Source organism: Hansschlegelia plantiphila, from assembly GCF_027922265.1.
GTDB lineage: Bacteria > Pseudomonadota > Alphaproteobacteria > Rhizobiales > Methylopilaceae > Methylopila > Methylopila plantiphila.
Window position 1 is genome coordinate 122403 of sequence record NZ_BSFI01000023.1, and the last position, 16082, is coordinate 138484.

Sequence of the window (16082 nt, forward strand, 5' to 3'; positions counted from 1 at the left end):
GCAAAACGAGAGGTGGGTTCCCGACAATACGCGGGCGCCGCGGAAAGTAGCAAGGAAGCACGCAAAACGGTCATTCAATACTCATTTTCGAACGAAAAACGCGTTGACAGAGAGCTTATCAAAAAAATACGGTAATGAATGTCGATATTTCGGCGTAAACGGGAACCGGCGCGGTCCTTAGGCTGCGGGTTCCGGTCCGCCATCGGCCCAGGCACGCGTCTCAAGCAGGGGATTTCATCATGAAGATCAGACTAAAGGGCGTCGCCCGGATGCTTCCCCTGGCGATCGCGGCGGTCGCCGCTTTCGCTGGATCCGCCGACGCGGCCGACTCCAAGGATCCGATCAAGCTCGCGATCAACGAGTGGACCGGTCAGCACGTCACGACCTACCTCGCCGGCGAGACGCTGAAGCGGCTCGGCTACAAGGTGGAATACGTGACCGCGGGCTACCTGCCGCAGATCCAGGGCGTGATGGACGGCGACATCACCGCGACCCTCGAGATTTGGGAGCACACGATCCAGGATAATTTCGACAAGGCGATCAAGAGCGGCAAGGGGGAGGATCTTGGCGACCTCGGGATCAAGACCGTCGAAGGCTGGATCTATCCCGACTACATGGAGAAGGAGTGCCCCGGCCTGCCGGACTACAAGGCGCTCAACGCCTGCGCTGAGAAGTTTGCGACCGCCGAGACCTTCCCGCAGGGTCGTCTGCTCGACTATCCCGCCGACTGGGGCCCCGACAACGACAAGCGCGTCGCGGCGCTCGGCCTCAACTTCAAGACTGTCTATCCCGGCTCCGACGGCGCGTCCGTGGCCGAATACAAGGCGGCGGTGGCGGCCCACAAGCCGATCATCATGATGTTCTACAGCCCGCACTGGCTCTTCGCAGCCGAGCATCCGAAGTGGGTCAAGCTGCCGGAGAGCACGCCGGAATGCTACACGGATCCCAAGGTCGGGCCGAACCCGGACGCGACGCATGACTGCGGCTGGCCCAACGGCTGGGTGAAGAAGCTCGGATGGGTCGGCCTGAAGGACAAGTGGCCCGGCGCCTACAAAATGCTGAAAGCCTTCAGCATCACGACCGAAGACCAGAACGAGATCGCTCTCCAGGTCGACCAGGATCATGTGCCGATCGAGCAGGCCGTATCGAAGTGGCTCGATGCTCATCCCAAGGTCTGGCAGTCCTGGAAAGAGGCGATGAACTGAGGCGCATCGACCTGCGCCACCCGCGTCTCAGCGTTCGGAGGTTATCGGTTTGACCGATAAAGCCCGCAGCACGAAACTCGCCTGCAGGAACGTCTGGAAGGTCTTCGGCGAAGGCGCGGAGCGCGCCTTCGCCAAGCCCGTCCAGAGGTCGCTCGAGGCGCGACTCGCCGCCCTGCGCGACGGCGGTCATGTCCCGGCCGTCGCGGACGTCAGCTTCGACGTCGCCGAGGGCGAGTGTCTCGTGATCATGGGGCTCTCGGGCTCCGGCAAGTCGACCCTGGTGCGCTGCCTCTCGCGGTTGGTCGAGCCGACCTCCGGCGAAGTCATCTTTGAGGGGCGCGATCTCATGCGCCTCTCGCGACGGGAGCTCACGGAGGTCCGTCGTCACAAGATGGGCATGGTGTTCCAGGCCTTTGGCCTGCTCCCCCACCTGACCGTTCTGGAGAATGTCGCGTTTCCGTTGCAGGTGCAGGGCGTCGGGGAGGCCGAGCGGCGCAAGCGGGCGCTCGAGATGGTCGGTCTCGTTGGTCTCGCCGGTCGCGAGGACGCGTATCCCCGTCAGCTCTCTGGCGGTCAGCAGCAGCGGGTCGGCATCGCGCGCTCTCTCGCCGTCGGGCCGGACCTCTGGTTCCTCGACGAGCCGTTCTCTGCGCTCGATCCGTTGATCCGCAAGCAGATGCAGGACGAGTTCCTGCGGCTGCAGCGGACGCTCAGAAAGACGATCGTCTTCATCACCCACGATTTCCTCGAGGCCCTGAAGATCGCGGATCGCGTCGTCATCATGCGCGACGGCCGCGTCGTACAGATCGGCCGTCCGGCCGACTTGGTGTTGAATCCGGCGGACGAGTACGTCGCGCGCTTCGTAGCCGACGTTCCGCTCCTGCGGGTCATCACCGCCGGAGACGTCGAGGAGCCGGTCGGCGGGGCTTGCGCGGCTCACGGGGGCGTCTCCCGCTCGACGCCGATCGAGGCCCTGCTCGCCAGGCTCGCCGACGTCGCGGCCGTTCCGATCACGGAAGACGGCGCGCTGGTCGGACAGGTGACCTCGGCCGGCGTCATGAAGGCGGTCGCCGCCGCCAGCGCGCGCGCCGACAGGGGCTGGACCGTTGAGCGTGCTTGACATAGGGCGCGGCGAAGCCGCGCCGATGCGATTGCGGCTCGAGCCGGCGGCTGTCGTCTGGATCTGCGTCGCTCTCCTTATCCTGTGGTGCGAGACCGCAGGGGGCGGCGTCGCGGCCCTGCACGCGTTCCCCAAGGCATGGACGTTGCCCATTGCGACGTGGATCGGCGACGCCGTGGCGGCGCTGATCGGTCCGACGCAAGGGTTCTTCCGGCAGATCACGGCGGCGCTTACGCTGCCGCTCTCGGCGCTTCAGGCGGTGCTCGGCGGCGCGCCTTGGGTGATCACGACCGCGGTCGCCGTATTGCTCGCCTTCAGGGCGAAGGGCGCGCGACTTGCAGCGTTCACGGCGGCGGTCGCAGCCTACGTCCTCGTCGGCGGCTATTGGGCGCCGACGATGAATACGCTGGCGGCGGTCGCGCTCGCCACGCCGATCGCAGTGCTCATCGGTTTTGGACTGGGCGTGATCGGCTATCGCCACGCCGCGGCGCGACATGGGATCCTCGTGCTGCTCGACCTTATGCAGACGGTCCCGACCTTCGCTTATCTCATCCCGATCCTCGTACTGTTCGGCTTCGGGCCGGTGGTCGGGATCATTGCGAGCGCGATCTACGCGATCGGCCCTATGGCCAACAACACGATGCTCGGCCTCGCGCAGGTGCCGCTCGCTGTGCGCGAGGCCGGCGAAATGAGTGGGTGCACCAGGCGTCAGCTGTTCTGGCGGGTGGAGTTTCCCTCCGCGCGCAGCCAGTTGCTGGTCGGCGTCAACCAGACCGTGATGGCGGTCTTCGCGATGGTGATCATCGCAGCCGTGATCGGCGGCGCCGACGATATCGGCTTCCGGGTCCTGCAGACGATGCGTCAGGCTCAGTTCGGACAAGGGCTGTTGAGCGGGCTCGTGATCGCGCTGCTCGCGATCGTCATCGACAGGACGACTGCCGGCTTCGCCGCCGCGAGCCGCGCGCCCGTCCGACGGCTGTCCTCCCGGACGCTGACCGTCATCGCGTGCGCGCTCGCCGCGCTCTATGTCGCCGCGTGGCTGCAGCCCGCGCTCGACGCCTTCCCGACGGAGTGGACCTACAGTCCGGCGGAAGCGCTGAACCGGTGGCTCCTCGCCTTCGTCGCCCGCTTCGGCGACGTGATGATCGCCATCAAGAATTCAGCGATCTTCTTCCTGATGCTCCCGCTGCGCATCGGTCTCATCAAGGCGGTCAGTCCCTTCGGCTGGGGCTTCACGCTTACCCCGGCGATGATCGCCGGCTACTGGGCCGTCGCCACGATCGCCGCCGGCGCGGCCCTGCTGTTCGGCGGCCGCTGGCGCGCGGCCTTCGCGATCCTCGGCGTGGCCTGGATGCTGTTCCTCGGAACGACCGGCGTCGCATGGCCCGGCTTCGTGGCGGTCGTCGCGGCGCTCGCCTGGCAGGTCGGCGGGGCGCGGCTGGGAGCGTTCGCTCTCGCCGCCATGGCCTTCATCGCGTTCAGCGGTTCGTGGGGCGACGCCATGCAGTCGCTCTATCTCTGCGCGCTCGCAGTCGTGATCTGCGTGGCCGTCGGCGGCGCGCTCGGCGTATGGGCCGCGGAGAACGATCACGTGTCGGCCTGCCTGCGCCCCGTGCTCGACACGCTTCAGACGATTCCGCAGTTCGTCCTGCTGATCCCCGTCCTGATGCTCTTCCAGGTCGGAGAGTTCACCGCCCTGATCGCGATCGTGATGTACGCGATCGTCCCGCCGATCCGCTACGTCGAGCACGGCGTCCGGAATGTCTCTCCGGAGGTGGTGGAGGCGTCCCGGCAGATGGGCTGCTCGCGGCTGCAGATCCTAAGACATGTCAAGCTCCCGATGGCGTTGCCGTCGATCATGCTCGGCCTGAACCAGACGATCCTCGCTGCGCTCAGCATGCTCGCGATCGCGGCGCTCGTCGGCACGCAGGGGCTGGCTCAGGCGATCTATGTGGCGCTGTCCAAGGCCGACGTCGGAAAGGGACTGGTCGCGGGGCTTTCCATCGCGCTCATCGCCATGTTGTCCGACAGGATGTTGAAGGCCTGGAGCCGCCGCGCCCAGGAGGCTCTCGGGAGCTAGTTCCGGGAAATGGCGGGGTGGAACGATGTGGAACGCTCCGCGGGAATGACCCGCCCCGATAATGAGTAGAGGCGAGGAGAATCGCCTCGGGGGCGCTGATCGTCTTGCGCCGTTATAGATCGACGACGCCGAACACCCTCCGCGATGCTGCAGTTCAACGCCGAGCCGATTCTCTCCCCACGATTGCAGTGACTCGCTGCACGCCCCGCGCAGCCGCCGGGCGGCGCTCCGCCGCCGCTCGAATAGTATTATCTCTTACGTCGTCTGAAATTAATCTTCAGATTCGAAGGGGATAAAGGATATTAAGTAATAATATGCCGAAAGAAATAAATATTGAAAATGTAGTATTTATTGAAAGTTGTTCAGGGGGGCTCGTTTCGGAAGGCGCAAGACTGAAGCAGTCGCGACGATCATCCGCGTGGGGTGGCGGATAGGAACAGTCTGATCTGGCGTCATTTCGGTTGTTTGTCCCCGAGGGCGCGGCCGGTGGCTCTCATGCGCCCCGTATAGGAGAGCGTCCCTTCCGCGCCTGCCAGTTTATCCCGGCGGAATTGGAAGGTTTGCCATTGATTAAGCTTCGAGCGTAGGCGCCCGTTGCAAAGCCTCCAGAAAACGGCGGCACGAGCGCCGCCTGAAATGGCGACGCTCGATAAACAAACGTATCAGGGAGAATACGCAATGACCAAGACCTTGGTCGCTTTCGTTTCGGCTGTGCTGCTTTCGGGAACGGCCGCCGTCGCCGCCGACTGGCCTGCCTTCTCATCCCTCGACACCGATGGCAGCGGCCGCATCAGCCGCGTGGAGTGGGCGAAGACCGTCGGGACCCTGAAGATTGATCCGGCGCCGACCTTCGACGCGATGGATATGGACAATAACAATGGCATAGACGAGGACGAGTGGATCGTGGCGGAAAAGACGACGAAGGGTTATACCGAACGATGCAGGGAAGCCACGAAGTCATGGTGTAAGGACGCGAAATAAGTCCTTCACGGAATGCAAAATCATGTCCCGAAGCCCGGTGGGGAGCCGCCGGGCTTCGGGCGACGTATTTCATGGCCTGACGCGATCTCAACGTGCGACATCGGCCTGCTAGGCAAAAGAGGTCTTTGACAGCAGCTTACTGCTCGACGACGACGGAATGGTCTCGAAGACTGCGCGCGCACGCGGTCACACCGAGCCCAAGAGTTCGGGCGCAGGACCGGCGAGCTGGGCGGCGCGCCCGATCCGGAAAGCCAGCCGATCAAAGGGTCGAGCTCCATTTGAGCTCTACATCCTTGGCCAGTCCCGAGAGCTGCTCGATCTTCGCCTCCAATCGGGGCACGATGCGCGACCGGATGACCTGCGCGAGCCTGAGTTCGATCTCCCGGCTGATCCGCCGCTGGTCGTTGACCATGGCGTGCACCAGCGGCCGCGAGATTTTGAGCTCCTTGGCCAGCGCGCTGTGATAGCGGTCGCCGAACAGGGCGACGCCTGCGAGATGGAGGCGCTGCGCCGCAGCGGTCCGGGTTGGAGCAGCGTCGGGCGGTTGGAGAGCGTCGAGATCGATTGTCGTCATGGGGCGAAGCTGGTCGGCTCAGGCGGCGGCGGGTTTCGGCAGGCTGCGCCGGACTGCGTTGCGGTCGATCGCGCGGTCCAGCGACGCCGCGACGGACCGCGCGACGGCTTCGAGCGCGGCCGAGCGCCTCTCGCGCGGCCGGGGCAGGTCGACCGCGACCTGCTCGAACACGCGGCCGGGGCGCGACGACATCACGACGATCTCGTCGGCGAGCAGCACAGCTTCCTCGACGTCATGGGTGACCAGCACCAGCGTCGCCCGGAACGCCGCCCATAGCTCGAGCAGATGGTCCTGAAGATCGGCGCGGGTGATGGCGTCGAGCGCTGAGAACGGCTCGTCGAGCAAAAGAACCTTCGGCCGCACCACGAGCGCGCGGGCGAGCGCAGCCCGCTGGGCCTGGCCTCCGGAGAGCTGACGCGGCCAGACCTCGGCCTTGTCGAGCAGCCCGACCCGCTCCAGCGCCTCGTCGACCAGCGCCCTGCGTTCGGCGTCCGGCCGCCCCTCCAGCCCGAAGCCGACATTCCCGCGCACGGTAAGCCAGGGCAGAAGGCGGGGCTCCTGGAAGACCAGACCGATCTCCTCGCGGGGACCGATGATGCGGCTTCCGTCGAGCAGGGCTTCTCCGCTCGTCGGAGAGTCGAGGCCTGCGATCGCGCGCAGCAGCGTGCTCTTGCCGCAGCCCGAGCCCCCGACGATCGCGAGAATGCGCCCCTCGCTGACCGACAGCGAGACGTTGGACAGCGCCTGTTGGCCGGCGCCGAAGGTCTTGGAGACCTGCTTCAGCGTCAGCATCAGGAGAGCCCCTGTTCCGCGACGGTGTCCTGCCAGCGCAGGAGGGGCGCCGATACGCTCACCAGCAGGCCGTCGGTGAGCTTGCCGAGGCACGCGAAGATCAGGATGGCGGCGATGATCTGGTCGGGCTTGCCGAGTTGCTGGCCGTCGACCAGCAGGTAGCCGAGCCCTTCCGAGGCCCCCATGAATTCGGCCGCGACCACGAACATCCACCCGAGCCCAAGGCCCGTCCGCAGAGCGAGCGCGTATGCCGGCAGGATGGCGGGCAGCAGGATACGGCGCACCAGCGCGAACCGCCCGAGCCTGAAGATGCGCCCGACCTCGATGGTCTTCCGGTCGACGGAGGCGATCGCGCCAAGCACGCCGAGATAGACGGGAAAGAACACACCGACGGAAATGAGCGCGATCTTCGACGGCTCGAAGATGCCGAGCCACAGGATGAACAGCGGCACCCAGGCGATCGACGGCACGGAGCGGAGACCCTGGATGGTCGGATCGACGATCTGCCTGACCAGGACCGACGCGCCTGCGAGGGCGCCCAGCGTGGTGCCGGAGATCACGCCGAGGCCGAAGCCGGCGGCGACCCGCCAGACCGTCGCCCAGATGTGAAGCGGCAGGTCCCCCGATCGCCAGAGCTCGACGATCGTGATCGCGATCCGGCTCGGAGGCGCGACCAGCCGACCGTTGGCGAGCCCCGAACGCACCGCGGCTTCCCAAAGCAATGCAAGCCCGACGGGGAGCGCGAAGCCGATGAGGGGGCGGCCCCATCCACCGCTCCTGCGCCGCAGGGGGAGGGCGTCTCCCACGGCTGGCGCGCGGGCGTCCGGATGCTCGATCGCGGTCAAGTCTGCGACGCCGTCAGTTTGTGAGCTTGGCGTCGAAGCGCCGATCGATCAGGGCGTCTGTCGTCGCCTTGACGTCGGTGTCGGCCGGAATGACGCCGGCCTGGGCCAGCGCCTCGCCGGCGGCTACGACCGTCGCGGTTTCAGCGTCGCCAAGCGGGGTATAGGCGAGCTGGGTCCGCTCGAGCTGCCGCGCGATGACGTCCTCGGGCAGTTTCGCCGCCTTGGCGAGGAGGGCGCGGGTCTCATCGGGATGGTCGAGCGCCCATTGGCGGGCCTTGGCGTAGGCGGCGAGCACGGCGTCGACGAGGGCGGGATTTTCTTTTGCGAAGTCTTCGCGGACGTTGAGAGCGCCCCAGCTGTTGAGCGAGGGGTCTCGGTAGAACAGCTTGGCGCCGTCCTGCAGTTCGGCGGAGGCCATGATCGGGTCGAGCCCGGCCCAGGCGTCGACGTCGCCGCGCTGGAGCGCGAGCCGGCCGTCGCCGTGCTGCAGAAGCACCAGCTTGACCTCGGACGCCGGGATGTTCTCGCGCGCCAGCGCGCGGATGAGGAAGATGTGCGGGTCGGTGCCGCGCGTGACGGCGACGCGCTTGCCGCGCAGGTCCGCGATCGTCTCGACGCCCGCGCCGGGCTTGGTCACGAGCGCCGTCCACTCCGCCTTGGAGTAGACATAGACCGACTTGATCGGGTTGCCGTTGACGCGCGCGATCAGCGCTGCGGCGGAGGCGGAGGAGCCAAAGTCGAGCGAACCCGCATTCAGGAATTCAAGCGCCTTGTTGGAGCCGAGCGACTGCACCCAGCGGACGCCGATCCCATCTTTCTCCAGCGCCTTTTCAAGGAAGCCCTCTTCCTTCAACACAACGCTCACGGGGCTGTAGGTCGCCCAGTCCAACCGGATCTCGCTCGGCGCAGCGCGCGCGCCTAGAGCGCCAAGAGAGGCGAGGGCGATGCCGATCGCGAGCGCCTGACGACGAAGCAGCAGCATTGGGGGGTCTCCGGCAAGGCGCGAAGATGATGACGGTCGCGCAGCCATAAATTGATAAAGTCTATAAACTAAGTCAACTCTAAAGAAAGCGAGCCTTCGCCGAGCTCACCCTCAGCGGGTGGGCGGCGTCAGATTTCGTAGACGAAGCTTGAGATGTCGTCGGAGCCGAGGTCCCGCATCTCGGCGAGCGTTCGGGTGTCGAGAACGCTCGCAATCGCTTCCCGGACGTCCAGCATGACCAGTCGCACCTCGCAGCGCTGCAGATCGTCACAATCCTGGCAGGGCGAGAAGGCGGACCGGCTGGCGCAGGCGATCGGCGCCAGCGGGCCGTCCAGCACCCGCAGGATCGATCCGACGGCGATGCCTTCTGGCGGGCCAGCGAGCATGTACCCTCCCGCCTTGCCCTTTTTACTGGTGAGCATGCCGGCGTTACGGAGTTCGCCGAGGATCGCGTCGAGGAATTTCTTCGGGATGCCGTTTCGAACCGCGATATCCGCCACGAAGGCCGAGGCTCCGCGCGGCAGCCGCGCGAGATGCACCATCGCCTTCAATCCGTATTTGGCTTTCTTGGTCAGCATGAAGCGGTCCATGAACGACGTGTGAGCCCGCGGACGATTGAGAACCGCCTTGCCTGCAGTCAAGACAATATATTCATTTGATCGTTTATATCAAGATTGAGCCAGAGGGATTGCTTCTGCCGGTTAAGGTCAGGCCAATCACCGCCCGTCGGGATCGGCGGGAGTCCAACGTCATCGCCGTCGCCCGGGGAGGGCCACTCATCCCCGGGCGTGTCGCGAAGGCGTTCCTTGGGCCCCCGAAAGGCTCGGGATCGCCATGTAAGACCCTTACTTGAGAGCGCTCAGCGTGGTGTCGAAGGACAGGCTCAGGACGTACTTGCTGCCGCACCAGCCCGAGTCGCCGGTGAACAAAGCGCAGGATCTCCGCGACAGATCAGTCTTCGAGTAGCGGAAGTCGAGCGTCGCGGCCTTGTAGGTGGCGCCGACGCTGCCCTGCCAGACAACGTAGTTCGGGAAGTTGAAGCCATCGTCGGTCTTGCCGACCCAGCGCTTTCCAAGCGATGCGGTGACGTAATAGTTGATGTCCTGCCACGGCGTGTAGTTGGGCAGCGAGATCTTCGCGGTTCCGAGGAAATAAGCCTGCTTCGCGCCCTTGTTCACGAAATTGTCGGTGACGCGCAGCAGAGCGTTCAGCGTCAGCCAGTCGTTCACCTTATAGGACGGATTGAGATAAGGCTCCCAGAAATCGATGTTTCCGCCTTTCTCGCCTGCATAATAGAAGTAGATTGCGCCCGCGTCGAAAGTGAACCTGTCCCAGGTGTGTCGGACGCCGAAGTAAAGATCGGCTTCAACCGCGGGGTCGGTGAGACCCTTGCTGGTGGGGAAGTCGACGCTCGCCAGCCATGCGCCGGCATAGACCCAGTCGAAGAACCGGAACTCGCCATAGCCCTGCAAGCCGGGATGACCGTCCGATTGAGCCAGGCCCCGCCATGCGTACTGGCTGGCGAGGGTGACGCCGAACGCAGCGTCGAACCAGTCAGGCGTCGCCACCTGCGGCGGTTCGGAAACGGCGAGATCGGCTGCGGCGGCCGGGCTCGCCATCGCGACGACTGAAATAGCGGCCGCAGCGAGTGCGGACCTGAGCGCTCCAGACATTAAACCCCCTTCATGCGACTTCCGCGGGTGCAAGCGCGCAGGCGCCCGCCGCGCCGTTCGCCGGACGCGTCTCCCGCAATTCATGTGAAAACCGTCGATCCCCCCGAGGACCGCCGATGGCGTGGGCGTCCGGCACTTAGGCCGACGCATCAATTTATTAAATCGGTCAAATTTATAGAATCAAGCAAGGATGGGTGCGACAAATTATTCTATCAAAGCTATCGACATTATAGATTGATGGCGCCTAGCTTTGGGCCCCTTCGACGCGAGGCCCCATGACCCGCCAGATCCGTTTCAACGCCTTTGACATGAATTGCGTCGGCCACCAGTCGCCTGGGCTCTGGGCGCATCCGCGCGACCGGTCCTGGACCTACAAGGATCTCGACTACTGGCAGGATCTGGCGCGGACGCTGGAGCGCGGGATCTTCGACGGAATCTTCATCGCCGACGTCATCGGCTACTACGACGTCTACAAGGGATCGAACTTCCACGCGCTGCACCAGGCCGCGCAGATCCCGGTCAACGACCCGCTTCAGCTTGCGGCGCCGATCGCGCTCGCGACCGAGCATCTCGGGATCGGGATCACGGCCTCGACCTCGTTCGAGCACCCCTACACCTTCGCGCGCAGGCTCTCGACCGCCGACCACCACACCAAGGGTCGGGTCGGCTGGAACATCGTGACGTCCTATCTCGAGAGCGGCGCCAAGAACGTCGGGCAAAGCGGGCTGGAGCGGCACGCCGACCGCTACGAGATCGCCGCCGAATATGTCGAGGTCCTCTACAAGCTGTTCGAAGGAAGCTGGGAGGAAGGGGCGGTCGTCCGCGACCGCGAGCGCCGCGTCTTCACCCATCCGGAAAAGGTTCACGAGATCGGCCACAAGGGCGCGCATTTCGAGGTTCCGGGCTATCACCTCTGCGAGCCGTCGCCCCAGCGCACGCCGGTGCTCTACCAGGCAGGCGCGTCGGGCCCGGGCAAGGCTTTCGCCGCGGGCCACGCCGAATGCGTGTTCGTGGCGGCGCCCAGCAAGTCGGTGCTGAAATCCTACGTCGCCGACGTCCGCCGCCAGGCCGCGGCGGCGGGGCGGGACCCGCGCAAGCTCTACACGTACAATCTCGTCACGATCATCGTCGACGAGACCGACGAGAAGGCGCAGGCCCGCTTCGAGGAATACAAGTCGTACGCTTCCTACGACGGCGCGCTGGTGTTCATGTCGGGCTGGACCGGCATCGACTTCGGCCAGTACGCGCCGACCGAACTCGTCCGCCACGTCGACACCAACGCCATCGTCTCGGCGGTCGAGCACCTTGCGGGCGGCGGCAAGGCGTGGACCATCCAGGAGCTTGCGACCTTCGGGGGCATAGGAGGGCTTGGCCCGGTGTTCGTCGGCTCGCCGTCGACGATCGCCGACATCCTTCAGGACTGGGTCGAGGAGACCGACGTCGACGGCTTCAACCTCGCTTACGCCGTGACGCCCGAGACCTTCGAGAGCATCGTCGGCCTGCTGGTGCCGGAGCTGCAGAAGCGCGGCGTCTATCCCACCGCCTACAAGCCGGGGACGCTGCGGGAGAAGCTGTTCGGCGACGGTCCCTATCTGCCGGCGAGCCATCCCGCCGACCGCTATCGCGACATCGAGGCGGTGAAGCGCGCGGACGCCGCCCGAAGCGGCGCCGGCCGGCGCCTCGAAACCGTCGACGCGTGAAGCGGCCGTGACGCGCCCCCTCCTGGAACTCCGCGACGTCTCGCTCTCATTCAAGGGCGTTAAGGCGTTGAACGCGCTGAGCTTCGCGGTCGATCAGGGCGAGATCTGCGCCCTGATCGGCCCGAACGGCGCCGGTAAGAGCTCGCTGCTCAACATCATCAACGGCGTCTACCGCGCGCAGGCCGGCGAGGTCGTTTTCGCAGGCGAGCCGTTCCGCCGTATCCGGCCGGGAGAGGCGGCCCGCCGCGGCATCGGCCGCACCTTCCAGCACAATGCGTTGTTCTCCCGCTTGAGCGTCACCGACAATGTGCTGGCCGGCCTCATCCGCCACAGCAGGACGCGCTTCGTCGAGCACGCCTTCGGCCTGCCGCGCGACCGCGCCGAGGAGCGCGATTTCCAGACTCGCGCCGAGGAGGTGATCGAGCATCTCGAACTCTCACCGTTCCGCGACTCCGTGGTTTCGACGCTGTCCTACGGCGTGCAGAAGCGGGTCGATCTCGCCCGCGCGCTGGTGGGACGTCCGAGCCTGCTGCTGCTCGACGAGCCGATGGCCGGCATGAACCAGGACGAGAAGCGCGAGATGTCGCGCTTCATCCGCGAGGCGAACGAGCGGCTCGGCGCGACCGTGGTGCTGATCGAGCACGACATCGGCGTGGTGATGAACCTCGCCCGCCACGTCGTTGTGCTCGATTACGGCCGCAAGATCGGCGACGGCGCTCCCGAGGTCGTCCGCAAAAATCCGGAAGTCATCGCCGCCTATCTCGGCGCGGTTCACTGAGGCGGTCATGGATTTCTTCCTCGAAACCCTGGTCGGGGGTCTGCTCGCCGGAGTGATGTACGCTCTCGTCGCGATCGGCTTCGTGCTGATCTATAAGGCCTCCGGAGTCTTCAACTTCGCGCAGGGGTCGATGGTGCTCTGCGCGGCGCTGACCTTCGTCACGTTGCGCGACAAAGGTCTCGACTTCTGGTCCGCTGGGCTGGTCACGCTCGTCGTGATGGTCGCGCTCGGCGTCGCGATCGAGCGGGTCGTGCTCAGGCCTCTGGTCAACCAGCCACAGATCACGCTGTTTATGGCGACGCTCGGCCTCAGCTTCGTCATCGAGGGCGTCGCCCAAATTCTAATGGGCGCGAGCGTCCATGAGCTCGACCTCGGCGTCGTCGACGTGCCGGTTGAAGTCGGCCCGATCCAGATCAGCCAGTTCGACCTGGTCGCGGCGGGCGTCGCGGGCGCTCTGGTCATCGGCCTCTCCATCTTCTTCAGCGCGACGCGGATCGGCGTGTCGCTGCGCGCGATCGCCGACGACCCGCAGGCGGCGCTCTCGATCGGCATCCGGCTCCAGACGCTGTGGCGGATCGTCTGGGGCGTCGCGGGCTTCGTGGCGCTGGTCGCCGGCCTGCTGTGGGGCGCGCGGCAGGGGGTCCAGTTCTCGCTGACCTTCGTGGTGCTGAAGGCGCTGCCTGTCCTGCTCATCGGCGGCTTCACCTCGATCGCGGGCGCGATCGTCGGCGGGTTGATCGTCGGCGCCGCCGACAGCCTCGCTGAGATCTATATCGGCCCGCTGCTCGGCGGCAGCGTCTCGACCTGGTTCGCCTACGTCCTCGCCGTCGTCTTCCTGCTCATCCGCCCGGCCGGCCTGTTCGGCGAGCGGGCGATCGAAAGGGTCTGAGCATGTCCTCCATCGGCTCGGACGCCGCCTCCGACTTTATCGCCGCGACCCCGGACGCGCTCTGGCCGCGCGTGCGGCGCGCGCTGCCGATCGCCGCGCTGCTGGCCGCTGCCTTCGTCGGCGCGCCCGCGGTCGGAGACGACTACTGGTTCAACGCCATCCTCATTCCGTTCCTGATCATGGCGCTCGCCGGGCTCGGGCTGAACCTGCTGATGGGCTATGCTGGCCAGGCGTCGCTCGGGACCGGCGCCTTCATGGCGACGGGCGCATACGCCACCTACAACCTGATGCTCCGGCTGCCGGAGCTGCCGCTGCCTGCGAGCCTCGCGCTCGGCGGCGTGATCGCTGGCGCCGTCGCTGTCGTGGTGGGCCTGCCCTCGCTCAGGATCAAGGGCTTCTATCTGATCGCGACGACGCTCGCGGCGCAGTTCCTGCTGGAATGGACGTTCAACCAGTACGGCTGGTTCTCCAACTACTCGACCTCGAGCTCGATCTCGGCGCCGCGGCTCGTCTTTCTCGGCTACGACCTGAGCTCGCCGGTCGCCCGCTATCTGCTGACGCTGACGACGGCGACTGTCGTCACCCTCGTCGCGGCGCGGCTGGTCCGCAGCCAGACCGGCCGCATTTGGACGGCCATCCGCGACATGGACACCGCGGCCGCCGTCATCGGCGTGCCGGTTGCGCGCGGCAAGCTCACCGCCTTCTTCGCCGGCGGCTTCATCTGCGGCGTCGCGGGGGCGCTCTGGGCCTTCGCCTATCTCGGCACCGTCGACGCCCGCAGCTTCGATCTCGACCGCTCTTTCCAGGCGATGTTCATCATCATCATCGGCGGCATGGGCAGCATCGCGGGCAGCTTCATCGGCGCCGCCTTCGTCGTCCTGCTGCCGATCCTACTCAGCCGCGTCGCGGGGGCGGCGTTCGGCGGCGCGGTCGACGCCGGCCAGCTCGAGAATCTCCAGAACGTGGTCTTCGGCGCGCTGATCATCGTGTTCCTGATCAAGGAGCCGCAGGGCCTCGCGGCGTTGCTGGCGCGCCTTGGCCGACGCCTTTCGTCCCCATCCCGTCGCTGACCGCGACCCCTCTCGCCCACGCTCTTCAGGAGTGCTCGAAATGTCGTCTCGTATTGGCCGGTTGCGCCGCGCAGCCATTCTCGCGGTCGTCGGACTGGGGTTGGGGGCGGGGCTGTCTTCCGCGGAGGAGCCGCCGGTCCAGAAGCAGTATATCCCGCTGCTGACCTATCGGGTCGGGGCCTACGCCTCGAGCGGCATCCCGATCTGGGCCGGGATCATCGACTACTTCACCTATCTGAATGAGGCCGAGGGCGGCATCAACGGAGTGAAGCTGTTCTGGGACGAGTGCGAGACGGAATGGGGCGTCGAGAAGGGCGTCGAGTGCTATGAGCGCGTGAAAGGCGGAAAGGACGGCTCCCCGGTGCCGATCCTGTGGCCGCACAGCGACCCGATCGGCAAGGCGCTGACCGAGAAGGCGGCGGCGGACAAGATCCCGCTGGTCACGCTGAACTACGGCCGCACGGAAGCCGTCGACGGGCGCGTATTCCCCTATAGCTTTCCGGTCGTTTTGAGCTTCTACAGCGAGGCCTCGACCGCGATCAACTTCATCGCGCAAAAGGTCGGCGGCAAGGACAAGCTCAAGGGCCTGAAGATCGCAACCGTCTATCATGACAGCCCCTACGGCAAGGAGACGCAGCCTGCCCTCGACCTGCTCGCCAAGACTTACGGCTTCGAGAACATCCAGATTCCGGTCGCCCATCCCGGCAACGACCAGTCGGCGCAGTGGGGCCGCATCCGTCAACTGAAGCCTGACTGGGTGTTCCTGCGGGGCTGGGGCGTGATGACGCCGGTCGCGGTCAAGACCGCGGCGAAGACGGGCTTTCCGGTCGACCACATCATCGGCGGCATCTGGTCGAGTTCGGAGGAGGACGTGCGGCCGGCAGGCGCGGTCGGCAAAGGCTATCTCGCCATCACCACCTATCCCGCGGGCGCCGACTTCCCGATCCACGACAAGATCAGGAGATTCGTGATCGACACGGGCAAGAGCAATCTTCAGGACAAGAAGAGCTTCGGCTCGGTCTATTACAACTCCGGCATCGTCGACGCGATCATCCTCACCGAGGCGATCCGCACCGCGCAGGGCAAGTTCGGCCACCGGGCGATCAACGGCGAGGAGGCCCGCTGGGGCCTCGAACATCTCGACATCACCGACCAGCGCATCGACGAGATCGGAGCGACCGGCCTGCAGCCGACCCTGGAGCTGTCGCTTAGCGACCACGAAGGCGGCGGCATCGCCCGCGTCATCCAGTGGGACGGCGCGAAGTGGAGCACGGTCAGCGACTGGATCCAGGCCGACCGCGATCTTCTGCGCCCGCTGATCCTCGAGCGGGCCGCAGCCTACGCCAGGGAGAAGGGGATCACGCCCCGGTCCGACGCCGATTCCACAAACTGA

The 16082-nt window shown here is 65.8% G+C and carries 15 protein-coding genes; 9 read left to right on the forward strand and 6 right to left on the reverse strand.

Annotated elements, in window-relative coordinates; all coding sequences use genetic code 11:
- The first annotated feature begins 239 nt into the window (after positions 1-239).
- The 4 genes from PKE75_RS17120 (at position 240) to PKE75_RS17135 (ending at position 5386) form a co-directional block, all read left to right on the forward strand.
- A complete protein-coding gene (locus tag PKE75_RS17120; RefSeq protein ID WP_271169963.1) occupies positions 240-1205 on the forward strand; it encodes an ABC transporter substrate-binding protein in 966 nt (321 codons plus the stop codon).
- 49 nt (positions 1206-1254) lie between these two features.
- Positions 1255-2325, forward strand: coding sequence for a quaternary amine ABC transporter ATP-binding protein (locus PKE75_RS17125; RefSeq protein WP_271169964.1), 1071 nt, complete (start codon positions 1255-1257; stop codon positions 2323-2325).
- A gap of 25 nt (positions 2326-2350) precedes the next feature.
- Positions 2351-4405, forward strand: coding sequence for an ABC transporter permease (locus tag PKE75_RS17130; protein ID WP_271169965.1), 2055 nt, complete (start codon positions 2351-2353; stop codon positions 4403-4405).
- Between the two features lie 678 nt (positions 4406-5083).
- Entirely contained in the window at positions 5084-5386 is a 303-nt protein-coding gene (locus PKE75_RS17135; RefSeq protein ID WP_271169966.1) for an EF-hand domain-containing protein, read from the forward strand.
- 259 nt (positions 5387-5645) lie between these two features.
- Here the strand turns inward: PKE75_RS17135 and PKE75_RS17140 are convergent, their stop codons facing one another.
- From PKE75_RS17140 to PKE75_RS17165, 6 genes are all read right to left on the reverse strand, one after another.
- Positions 5646-5960 (reverse strand): helix-turn-helix domain-containing protein, encoded by a 315-nt coding sequence (locus PKE75_RS17140; RefSeq protein WP_271169967.1) that lies wholly within the window; start codon positions 5958-5960, stop codon positions 5646-5648.
- Between the two features lie 18 nt (positions 5961-5978).
- Entirely contained in the window at positions 5979-6752 is a 774-nt protein-coding gene (locus PKE75_RS17145; protein WP_271169968.1) for an ABC transporter ATP-binding protein, read from the reverse strand.
- Positions 6752-7558, reverse strand: coding sequence for an ABC transporter permease (locus PKE75_RS17150; protein ID WP_271170100.1), 807 nt, complete (start codon positions 7556-7558; stop codon positions 6752-6754). The genes PKE75_RS17145 and PKE75_RS17150 overlap by 1 nt, the downstream gene beginning before the upstream one ends.
- 52 nt (positions 7559-7610) lie before the next feature.
- On the reverse strand, positions 7611-8579 hold the full coding sequence (locus PKE75_RS17155; protein WP_271169969.1) for an aliphatic sulfonate ABC transporter substrate-binding protein: 969 nt from the start codon (positions 8577-8579) through the stop codon (positions 7611-7613).
- A gap of 128 nt (positions 8580-8707) precedes the next feature.
- Positions 8708-9157 (reverse strand): RrF2 family transcriptional regulator, encoded by a 450-nt coding sequence (locus PKE75_RS17160; protein ID WP_271169970.1) that lies wholly within the window; start codon positions 9155-9157, stop codon positions 8708-8710.
- 267 nt (positions 9158-9424) lie between these two features.
- Positions 9425-10252, reverse strand: coding sequence for a TorF family putative porin (locus PKE75_RS17165; RefSeq protein WP_271169971.1), 828 nt, complete (start codon positions 10250-10252; stop codon positions 9425-9427).
- A 275-nt stretch (positions 10253-10527) separates the two neighbouring features.
- Between PKE75_RS17165 and PKE75_RS17170 the strand changes: the two genes are divergently transcribed.
- Genes PKE75_RS17170 through PKE75_RS17190 form a run of 5 tightly spaced genes read left to right on the forward strand, consistent with a single transcriptional unit; the run spans position 10528 to position 16082 of the window.
- Positions 10528-11952: an LLM class flavin-dependent oxidoreductase gene (locus PKE75_RS17170; RefSeq protein ID WP_271169972.1), complete on the forward strand. Its 1425-nt coding sequence runs from the start codon at positions 10528-10530 to the stop codon at positions 11950-11952.
- 7 nt (positions 11953-11959) lie between these two features.
- Positions 11960-12730, forward strand: coding sequence for an ABC transporter ATP-binding protein (locus tag PKE75_RS17175; protein ID WP_271169973.1), 771 nt, complete (start codon positions 11960-11962; stop codon positions 12728-12730).
- A gap of 7 nt (positions 12731-12737) precedes the next feature.
- Complete coding sequence (locus tag PKE75_RS17180) at positions 12738-13619, forward strand: branched-chain amino acid ABC transporter permease (RefSeq protein WP_271169974.1); 882 nt, start codon at positions 12738-12740, stop codon at positions 13617-13619.
- A 2-nt stretch (positions 13620-13621) separates the two neighbouring features.
- On the forward strand, positions 13622-14689 hold the full coding sequence (locus PKE75_RS17185) for a branched-chain amino acid ABC transporter permease (protein WP_271169975.1): 1068 nt from the start codon (positions 13622-13624) through the stop codon (positions 14687-14689).
- Between the two features lie 40 nt (positions 14690-14729).
- Entirely contained in the window at positions 14730-16082 is a 1353-nt protein-coding gene (locus PKE75_RS17190; protein ID WP_271169976.1) for an ABC transporter substrate-binding protein, read from the forward strand.